At 73.9% G+C, this 8205-nt stretch carries 7 protein-coding genes and 1 riboswitch; of the genes, 6 read left to right on the top strand and 1 reads right to left on the bottom strand.

Annotation, left to right across the window (positions count from 1 at the left end; genetic code table 11):
* Positions 1 to 243 precede the first annotated feature (243 nt).
* A complete protein-coding gene (locus L7D48_RS22520) occupies positions 244 to 1692 on the top strand; it encodes an MFS transporter (protein ID WP_374493324.1) in 1449 nt (482 codons plus the stop codon).
* 67 nt (positions 1693 to 1759) lie between these two features.
* Here L7D48_RS22520 and L7D48_RS22515 read toward each other — a convergent pair whose 3' ends face one another.
* Complete coding sequence (locus L7D48_RS22515; protein ID WP_237881854.1) at positions 1760 to 2191, bottom strand: DUF4190 domain-containing protein; 432 nt, start codon at positions 2189 to 2191, stop codon at positions 1760 to 1762.
* A gap of 147 nt (positions 2192 to 2338) precedes the next feature.
* On the opposite strand from L7D48_RS22515, the gene L7D48_RS22510 reads away from it, so the two are divergent.
* The 5 genes from L7D48_RS22510 (at position 2339) to L7D48_RS22490 (ending at position 8177) form a co-directional block, all read left to right on the top strand.
* Complete coding sequence (locus L7D48_RS22510) at positions 2339 to 3604, top strand: cytochrome P450 (protein WP_237881852.1); 1266 nt, start codon at positions 2339 to 2341, stop codon at positions 3602 to 3604.
* A 195-nt stretch (positions 3605 to 3799) separates the two neighbouring features.
* Complete coding sequence (locus L7D48_RS29210) at positions 3800 to 4771, top strand: transglycosylase family protein (protein WP_308312326.1); 972 nt, start codon at positions 3800 to 3802, stop codon at positions 4769 to 4771.
* A 235-nt stretch (positions 4772 to 5006) separates the two neighbouring features.
* Positions 5007 to 5176, top strand: a riboswitch (cyclic di-AMP (ydaO/yuaA leader).
* A gap of 6 nt (positions 5177 to 5182) precedes the next feature.
* Positions 5183 to 5887 (top strand): transglycosylase family protein, encoded by a 705-nt coding sequence (locus L7D48_RS22500; protein ID WP_237881850.1) that lies wholly within the window; start codon positions 5183 to 5185, stop codon positions 5885 to 5887.
* 263 nt (positions 5888 to 6150) lie between these two features.
* Complete coding sequence (gene eno / locus L7D48_RS22495; protein ID WP_237881847.1) at positions 6151 to 7440, top strand: phosphopyruvate hydratase; 1290 nt, start codon at positions 6151 to 6153, stop codon at positions 7438 to 7440.
* Between the two features lie 218 nt (positions 7441 to 7658).
* Entirely contained in the window at positions 7659 to 8177 is a 519-nt protein-coding gene (locus L7D48_RS22490; RefSeq protein ID WP_237881845.1) for a septum formation initiator family protein, read from the top strand.
* Positions 8178 to 8205 lie beyond the last annotated feature (28 nt).

Below are 8205 nucleotides of genomic sequence, written 5' to 3'. Positions count from 1 at the left end.
GCCGTATCCGCCGACCCCCGCGCCCCTTCCGACCGGCCCGGCGGCGGAGTGCGGGCCCGGGGAGATCCGTCTGGCGGGCGACTGCGTACCGTTCGGCGACCTCGTCGCCACCCCGCGTCCCGTCGTCACGCCGGATCCCGATGCCGCGCTCCGGTCGCCGAGGTGAGCGGGCCGGAGCGGACGGGCCGCGGGAGGACGCGTGCCCGGCGGCCGGGGCCGGGCGGCCGGTGGCGGCTCCTTAGCATGGGTGCCATGGACAAGCGTCCGGCCGAGGCCGAGAAACCCCAGGCGACACCGGCACCCGGCCCGGCCCGGGCGCCGTGGCTGATCGTGCTCGCCGCGTGCGCGGGCCAGTTCCTCGTCGTCCTCGACGTCTCCGTCGTCAACGTGGCGCTGCCGTCCATGCGGGCCGGGCTGGGGATGGACGCCGAGCAGCTCCAGTGGGTGGTCAACACCTACACACTGACCTTCGCCGGGTTCATGCTGCTCGGCGGGCGGGCCGGCGACCTCTTCGGGCGCAAGCGCGTGTTCCTGGCCGGACTCGGCCTGTTCACCGCCGCCAGCCTCGCCGGCGGCCTGGCGCAGGAGCCCTGGCATCTGCTGGCCGCGCGGGCCGTGCAGGGGACGGGGGCCGCCGTCCTCGCCCCGTCCACCCTGACCCTGCTGACCACCTCCGTCCCGGAGGGGCCGGCCCGCGCCCGGGCCATCGGCACCTGGACGGCGGTGGGAGCCGGGGGCGGCGCGGCGGGCGGGTTCGTCGGCGGTGTGCTCACCGACGCGCTGTCCTGGCGATGGGTGCTGCTGGTCAACGTGCCCATCGGCGTGCTCGTGCTGCTCGCGGTGGCGCTCCGGCTGTCGGCGGACCATCCGGCCGGCGGCGCCCGGCGCCTCGACGTGCCCGGCGCGGTGCTGGTCACCGGCGGTCTCGGCGCGGTGGCGTACGGCATCGTGCAGACGGAGGCGGCCGGCTGGACGGAGCCGGTCACGCTCGTGCCCCTGCTGGGCGGGCTGGCGCTGCTGGGGGTGTTCGTCGCGGTGGAGTCCCGGGCCGGGGCGCCGCTGATGCCGCTGCGCCTGTTCCGGCTGCCGTCGGTGTCGGCGGCCAACGCCGCGATGTTCGTCTGCGGCGCGGCGCTGGTCTCCTCCTGGTACTTCATGTCGCTGTACATGCAGAACGTGCTGCTCTACACGCCCCTCCAGGCGGGGCTGGGGTTCCTGCCGCACTCGCTCAGCGTCGTCGCCGGATCCAAGCTCGCGCCCCGGCTGATGCACTGGGCCGGGGCCCGGAACACCGCGTTGACGGGCGTGGCTCTGGCGGCGTGCGGCTTCCTGTGGTTCAGCTCCGTCATGGCCGCCGACGGCGGCTACGCGGCCACGGTGATGGGGCCCGGGATAACGACGATGCTCGGCACCGGGCTGCTGGCCACCCCGCTGGCCTCCCTGGCCACCTCCGGCGCCCCGCACCGGGACGCGGGCGTGGTCTCGGCGATGGTGAACACCTCCCGCACCATGGGCGGCTCCCTGGGCCTGGCGGTGCTCTCCACCGTCGCCGCCTCCCGGATCGCCGGCGAGACCCCGGAGGCCCTCGCCCCCGGCTACGCCCTGGCCTACCGCACCGGTGCGGTGGTCCTGGGGTGCTGTCTGCTGCTGGTCGCGCTGACGCTGCCGGGGGAGGGCCGCCGGACCCGGTGAGGCGGCGGGGGCGCGGAGCCACCGGGTTCGCCGGCGGGCGGGCGCGGACCGCGCACGCCGTGCGCCCTCACCAGTACCGGTCGCGCAGGTCGTCCACGCACTCCTGGCTCTCGGCGGAGGTGTCGGCGTTCCGCATGCAGTCGCGGAAGTCGCCGACCTCGTCGGAGTTGAGGAAGGCCACCGCGGCGGCGATGACGGCGGTGGAGAGGGCCAGCCCGATGAAGCCCGTGATCGCGCCGGTGAGGGCCATCCATCCGTTGGTCGCCTCGCCCCGCTTGACGCGGCGGTAACCGACGACGCCGAACACGACCGCCAGCACACCCAGGACCACACCGAGCAGGGCGGTCCAGAACATCACCAGGGCGATCAGGCCGAGCACGAGGGCGGCGACGCCCATCCCGTCGCGGGGCCGTGCCGGGGGCTCCGGGGGCGGCGGTTCGGGCGGCGGCTCCCCGTAGTGGCCCCAGTCCTGCGGAGGAGGGTAGGAGTGCGAGGGCACTGTGTCCCCCTTTCGGAGGTTTCGCCGTATCCGTCCTTCCGCCGTACCCGTCCGCCGGGCCGCCATGCCGCCGCGGGTCCGGCCCGGAGTGCGGGCCGCCCGGACCCCCTCGGCCGGGCGTGCGCGGGCCGCGTTAGCGTCGAAGGCGTGGACCACGAGAACGCCGGCGCCGACCGCACCCCGCCCCCGCCCGAGCTGTTCTCGCACGAGTTCGCCACCGACCCCTACCCCGCGTACGCGTGGCTGCGCGAGCACGCGCCCGTGCACCGCACCGTGCTGCCCAGCGGGGTGGAGGCGTGGCTGGTGACGCGGTACGCGGACGCGCGCGAGACGCTGGCCGACCCGCGGCTGAGCAAGAACCCCGCCCACCACAGCGAGGCCGCGCACGGCAAGGGGAAGGTGGGGATCCCGGGCGAGCGCAGCGCCAATCTGATGACGCACCTGCTCAACATCGACCCGCCCGACCACACCCGGCTGCGGCGGCTGGTGTCCAAGGCGTTCACCCCGCGCCGGGTGGCGGCCTTCGAGCCGCGGGTGCGGGAGCTGGCCGACCGGCTCGTCGACGGCTTCGCGGAGCGCGGGAGCGCCGACCTCATCCACGAGTTCGCGTTCCCACTGCCGATCTACGCCATCTGCGACATGCTCGGCGTCCCGGCCGAGGACCAGGACGACTTCCGCGACTGGGCCGGAATGATGATCCGGCACGGCGGCGGCCCGCGCGGCGGGGTGGGCCGGGCGGTGAAGCGGATGCGCGCCTACCTGGCCGACCTGATCCACCGCAAGCGCGGCGACCTGGGCGACGACCTGATCTCCGGTCTGATCCGGGCGAGCGACCACGGCGAGCACCTGACGGAGAACGAGGCTGCCGCGATGGCCTTCATCCTGCTGTTCGCAGGCTTCGAGACCACCGTCAACCTCATCGGCAACGGCACCTACGCGCTGCTGCGCCACCCGGAGCAGCGCCGGCGGCTCCAGGACGCGCTGGCGGCGGGCGACACCGGGCTGCTGCGGACGGCGGTGGAGGAACTGCTGCGCTACGACGGGCCGGTGGAGCTGGCCACCTGGCGGTTCGCCACCGAGCCGCTGGAGATCGGCGGGCAGCGGATCGGCGCGGGCGACCCGGTGCTGGTGGTGCTGGCCGCCGCCGACCGCGATCCGGCGCGGTTCGCCGACCCGGACACCCTGGACCTCACACGCGGTGACAATCCCCACCTCGGGTACGGCCACGGCATCCACTACTGCCTGGGAGCGCCGCTGGCGCGGCTGGAGGGGCGGATCGCGCTCACGGCCCTGCTGGGACGCCTCCCCGACCTGCGGCTCGCGGCGGAACCCGCCGACCTGCGCCGGCGGGGCGGCCTCATCATGCGCGGACTGCGCGAACTGCCGGTGGAGTTCGAGCCGGTGCGCGGGTGACGCACAGTCATGCATGTGATCCGTGCGTGATCTGCGAGACATTGACTTGTGATGATCGGCCCGGTGGCGCTACGTTCAGCCGTCAACCGCGCAACCCTGTCATCTGTCCACGCACGAGAGGCTCCACACATGCTTTCCGGGAACGGTAGACACCGCCGCCCCCGCCAGGCTCCCGCCATCTTCGTCACGGCCGGAGTGACCGGCGCGGGATTCGCCATCCCCCTGCTCGGGGCGGGAGGCGCGCAGGCGGCGGACCTCGACACCTGGGACCGGGTCGCGCAGTGCGAGAGCGGCGGCCTGTGGAGCGCCGACACCGGCAACGGCTACTACGGCGGCCTCCAGCTCACCCAGGAGGTCTGGGAGCGGTACGGCGGTACGTCGTACGCCGAGCGCCCCGATCTCGCCAGCCGCAGCCAGCAGATCGCGGTGGCCGAGAAGATCCTCGCCGACCGGGGGCCGGAGGCCTGGCCCTCCTGCGGCGTCAACGCCGGGCTGCGCCACGACACCACCGGCGAGGCCCCGGCCATCGACCCGGACAACCTCCTGCCGGAGGACGACGCGCGCGACGGCGGGAGCGGCAAGGGCGGGGGCCTCCTGGACGGCATCCTGCCGGGCGGCGACGAGACGCGGGAGGAGTCCCCGGCCGACGGCGAGGGCGGATCCGGGTCCGGTGGCGGCGCGGAGGACGGCGCCGCCGAGGAAGGCGACCGGGACGAGCGGAAGGCTTCGGAGGGCGACGGCGCCGGGGACGGTGAGGCCGAGGACGGCCGCGCGAAGGACACCGGCGCCGGGGAAGAAGCCCGCGCCGGGGCGGGTGAGGGCACCGGAAAGCACCGCGGCGAGCGCGACCCGCGCGAACTGGAGCTGGAGCGGGGCGCGGAGAGCCGGGCGCCGGAGGGCCGGGAGGCCGCCGGCGACGAGCGGTCCGGGGAGGCCGCCGACCGCTCCGCCCGTGCCGAGCGCCCCGCGCTGGCGGGCACCGTGAGCGGTCTGGGAGCCCGCGCGGCCGACGAGAGCTATCTGGTGCGCCCCGGCGACTCGCTTGTGACGATCGCACAGGAACAGAACGTCCCGGGCGGCTGGAGCGGGCTGTACGAGAGCAACGAGGACGTCGTGGGCGAGGATCCGGACCTGATCCTGCCGGGACAGGAGCTCACTCTCGGATGAGTGCGGACGGCCCTGCGGGATGACCCTCCCGGGCGACTGCGGCGTGTCGTTCCTGTCCGGCCTAACGCTCCTCACCTGACCTGCGGGTTCCGGCCGTGCGGGCGTCAGAAAGGGTGAATTGCCGCTTTCTGACATGCTTTGAGACATATGCCCCGGTGTGCTTACCGTCGTCTCGCTCGCACCGCGAGTGCCACCGACCGCAGCGCCGAATCCTGCCGGCGGCCGGTGGGCAGTCGTCGCGTCAGCGCCGAGGGCAGGAGCGGGGGAACCAGGTAGGCGCCGCCCCGGACCGCAGGGTCCGGAGCGGCTTGGGGTGAAGTCGCCGGGGCTCCGCGCCCCGGACGGCCGGGCTTGCTCACTGCCCGAACCCGACAGCTCACCTCGCAGGCGTCGGTGAGATAAGGGACGTCCATGCTGTTCACCGGCAAGGGGCATGACAGTCGCACCGCCAGGGCCGTCCGCGCGGCCGCGCTGACGGGCGCCGCGGGTGCCGCCATCGCCGTTCCGGTGGCGGGCGCGCCGGGCGCCTCGGCCGCGTCCGTCGACACCTGGGAGCGGGTGGCCCAGTGCGAGTCCGGCGGCGACTGGTCCATCAACACCGGCAACGGTTACTACGGCGGTCTGCAGTTCTCCCAGTCCAGCTGGGAGGCCGCCGGCGGCACCCGGTACGCGCCGCGCGCCGATCTGGCCACCAGGGAGCAGCAGATCGCCGTGGCCGAGCGGCTGCTCGCCATGCAGGGTCCGCGCGCCTGGGCCTGCGCCGAGAAGGGCGGCCTCACCGCCGGCGGCCCCGCGGCCGAGGTGGACCCGGACGGCGGCCGCTCCGGCGCCGGGCAGGGGCGCTCCGGGGCGCAGCCCCAGTCCCAGTCCCAGTCGCAGTCCCAGAAGCAGTCGCAGTCGCAGTCCCAGGAGCAGTCCCGGTCGCAGGGCGCCTCCGAGCGGGCCGACGGCCGCCAGGGCGGCGCCGAGTCCGGCTACACGGTCAAGTCCGGCGACACATTGCGCGCCATCGCGGCCGCCCACGGCACCACCTGGCAGCAGATCCACCAGGACAACGCCGACGTCATCGGCGACGACCCCAACCTGATCTTCCCCGGCCAGCAGCTCCGGGTCTGATCCCCTGCTGTGCCCGCCGCGGCGCCACTTCCGTCACCAGGCGGCGCCATCCCGGTGCGGTGTGTCACCTCCCTCGGCGGAGGGCGCGCCGCACCGGGTTTATTCAATTTGGAAACAAAATGCTCCCGCCCCCTCTGAGCTGCGATTTCACCCTCCGTTCCGCCGTATGGCACGGGCTGTCGGCGAGGTGGCGTGCGCGGGCCGGATAGGCTCAGGGCACTGAGACCCGACACACATGCCCGACACACACGAAGGAGACCCTCGTGCCGTCCATCGACGTCGTAGTGGCCCGCGAGATCCTCGACTCGCGAGGCAACCCCACGGTCGAGGTCGAGGTCGGCCTCGACGACGGCAGCACCGGCCGTGCGGCCGTTCCGTCCGGCGCCTCCACCGGCGCCTTCGAGGCCCTGGAACTGCGTGACGGGGACAAGGGCCGCTACGGCGGCAAGGGCGTCGAGAAGGCCGTCCTCGCCGTCATCGAGCAGATCGGCCCGGAGCTGGTCGGCTACGACGCCACCGAGCAGCGCCTGATCGACCAGGCGATGTTCGACCTGGACGCCACCCCGGACAAGTCCTCCCTCGGCGCCAACGCCATCCTCGGCGTCTCGCTGGCCGTCGCCCACGCCGCCTCCGAGGCGTCCGACCTGCCGCTGTTCCGCTACCTCGGCGGACCGAACGCGCACCTGCTGCCGGTGCCGATGATGAACATCCTCAACGGCGGCTCGCACGCCGACTCCAACGTGGACATCCAGGAGTTCATGATCGCGCCGATCGGCGCCGAGTCCTTCTCCGAGGCCCTGCGCTGGGGCACCGAGGTCTACCACACCCTCAAGAAGGTGCTGAAGGAGCGCGGTCTGTCCACCGGCCTGGGCGACGAGGGCGGCTTCGCCCCCAACCTCGGCTCCAACCGCGAGGCGCTCGACCTCATCCTGGAGGCCATCAAGCAGGCCGGCTACACCCCCGGCCAGGACGTCGCCCTCGCCCTGGACGTCGCCGCCTCCGAGTTCCACAAGGACGGGAAGTACGTCTTCGAGGGCCAGGAGCGCACCGCCGCCCAGATGACCGACTACTACGCCGAGCTGGTCGAGGCGTACCCGCTGGTCTCCATCGAGGACCCGCTGTTCGAGGACGACTGGGACGGCTGGAAGACCATCACCGAGCGCCTGGGCGACAAGGTCCAGCTCGTCGGTGACGACCTGTTCGTCACCAACCCCGAGCGCCTGGCCCGCGGCATCGAGGAGGGCGCCGCCAACGCCCTGCTGGTCAAGGTCAACCAGATCGGCTCCCTGACCGAGACGCTGGACGCCGTGGAGCTGGCCCAGCGCAACGGCTTCAAGTGCATGATGTCCCACCGCTCCGGCGAGACCGAGGACGTCACCATCGCCGACCTGGCCGTCGCCACCAACTGCGGCCAGATCAAGACCGGCGCCCCGGCCCGCTCCGAGCGCGTCGCCAAGTACAACCAGCTGCTGCGCATCGAGGAGATCCTCGACGACGCCGCGGTGTACGCCGGGCGCTCGGCGTTCCCGCGGTTCCGTTCCGCGGACCGGTGAGCGCAGCCGCTCCGCGGGCCGGTGAGCACAGCCGTCCCGCGGACCGGTAGGCCGCCCGCTCCGCGGAGCAGCGGGCACGGCCGCCCGGGCGGCCCCGCCGTCATCGCGTCCCCGCCGCCGTCCCGTACGGTGGCGGGGACGCGGCGGCATGGGCGGGCGACCACAACCGCGACGGCGGCGCGACGGCACGGCGACGACAGGGCAGCAGGGGAGGCGGGGTGGCCGCGGAACGGGACAGGTTCTCCACCGCGACCAGGCTCAGGGCACTGGGCGCACAGGCGGCCGAGCGCGTCTACCGCGCCCAGAACCGCCGGATGCGCGCCCCCCGGCGCAGCCGACTGACCGGCCGCGCCGCACTGCTCGTCATGGTCCTGTGCTCGCTCGTCGTCGCCCTGGCCTACCCCATGCGGCAGTACGTCTCGCAGCGCGCGGAGATCGAGGAGCAACGGCGCCTGGTCGAGGAACTGCGCGGCCGGGTCGAGGAGAAACGCGACCTGAAGGCCCGATGGAAGGACCCGGCCTACGTCGAGCGGATGATCCGCGAGCACCTGCTCTACGTGCGCCCCGGCGAGACCGGCTACATCCTCCCGCGCGGCACGGCCGATCGCACCGGTGAGAGCGCCTCCCGTTCCCGCCGCACCGCCGAGCCCGGTCCCGGCGAACAGGCCTGGTACCGGCACCTGTGGGACGGCGTGGACGCGGCGGACGCCTCCGGCGCCGCGGGAAAGCGCCCCTGAGCCCCTGAACGGCCCGGACGCGCCCCTC

The organism is Streptomyces sp. ICN903 (assembly GCF_022015835.1).
In the GTDB taxonomy this organism is placed as follows: domain Bacteria; phylum Actinomycetota; class Actinomycetes; order Streptomycetales; family Streptomycetaceae; genus Streptomyces; species Streptomyces fenghuangensis.
The sequence above is the reverse complement of the archived record's forward strand: the minus strand, read 5'-3'. Positions and strand labels throughout refer to the sequence as shown.